Source organism: Phyllobacterium sp. P5_D12, from assembly GCF_054049495.1.
Map to the genome: position 1 here is coordinate 1 of NZ_JBFUMG010000884.1, position 1,272 is coordinate 1,272.

2 protein-coding genes are annotated in these 1,272 nt (G+C 54.5%); both read right to left on the minus strand.

The window, feature by feature from the left end; all coding sequences use genetic code 11:
- The coding region (locus tag ACXJ5O_RS27320) for an FAD-binding oxidoreductase (protein ID WP_457302647.1) at positions 1-412 on the minus strand (412 nt) is incomplete at its 3' end.
- A partial coding sequence (locus tag ACXJ5O_RS27325; RefSeq protein WP_457302648.1) for a UbiA family prenyltransferase occupies positions 409-1,272 on the minus strand: 864 nt, incomplete at its 5' end. The genes ACXJ5O_RS27325 and ACXJ5O_RS27320, both read right to left, overlap by 4 nt.

Here is a 1,272-nt window from a genome sequence, read left to right on the forward strand (position 1 = left end):
GGTCGAAGCGTTCGACATGGCAACCGAACGTGCCGCGGCGATGATGGTTTTTGCCATGCACATCGTTCGCGATCGCGCCGCCCAAAGTAACAAAACGCGTACCTGGTGTCACCGGCAGGAAATACCCATGCGGCGCGGCGAGCGCAATGATATCCGACAGCATCAGGCCAGCTTCGGCGGCGAGCAGACCCGTTTGCGGGTCRAATGAGATAAGCTGGTCGCTCTCCCGCATATCGACCAGCGTACCACGGTCATTGTGACAGCTGTCGCCATAGGATTTGCCATTGCCAAATGGCAGAAACCCATCCTGCCCGGGATCACCACTTTCGAAAATCCGTCGCGCAGCATCGAGCGAGATCGCAACACGAGGGCGGCTGTCGATAAGCCCGAAACTGTCATAGCCAGCCATCATGAGCGCATGCCACCATAGAGCAGCAACGCCGCGCCAATGGCTATAACGATCTGACTGCGCCAATCAGAAATGATGAACACGACAGGGTCGTCGTGCATCTCACCGCGATGCGCCAGAATCCAGATGCGGATGTTGAGATAGAGGACGATCGGACAAAGCGGCCAGATCAACCATGGGTACGAGTAAAGACTAACCACGGCATCGCTATTTACGTAGAGAGCCAGGACGAGTGCTGCGGCAAAGGCCGACGAGACGCCACATTGCGCCACAACTTCTCGATCTGCCTGTCGGTATCCCCTGCCCGCAATACGGTTCTTTTCGACAAGTGCCGTGTTTTGCAGTTCGACATAACGTTTGACGAGCGCAAGTGAAAGAAAGAAGAACGACGAAAACGCCAGCAGCCAAAATGAACCTTCGATCTGGCTGGCCGCTGAACCCGCAAGGATACGAAGCGTATAGAGCCCTGCCAGCATCAGGACATCGATGAGCAACATACGCTTCAGCGATAGCGAATAGGCCGTCGTCGCAATGAGATAGACCAGCAACACGGCGCTAAACACCCAAGGCAATTGCGTGGCAAGCAGACCGGCAAGGACAAGCAGCGCGACAGCAACTTTCAGACCGAAGGAAATAGAGAATAGGCCGCTGGCAAAAGCTCGATTCCTCTTTCGCGCGTGCTGGCGGTCCAACGGAAGATCAAACAGGTCATTGACGATATAGATTGCCGAAGCAGCGAATGAGAAAGCAAAGAAAGCAATGATCGAGTTGACGAGAATCTGCCAGTTCATGATCTCGTGATCGAGTATCGGCGGAACAAAAATCAGCGTGTTCTTCATCCATTGATGCACGCGCAACATCCT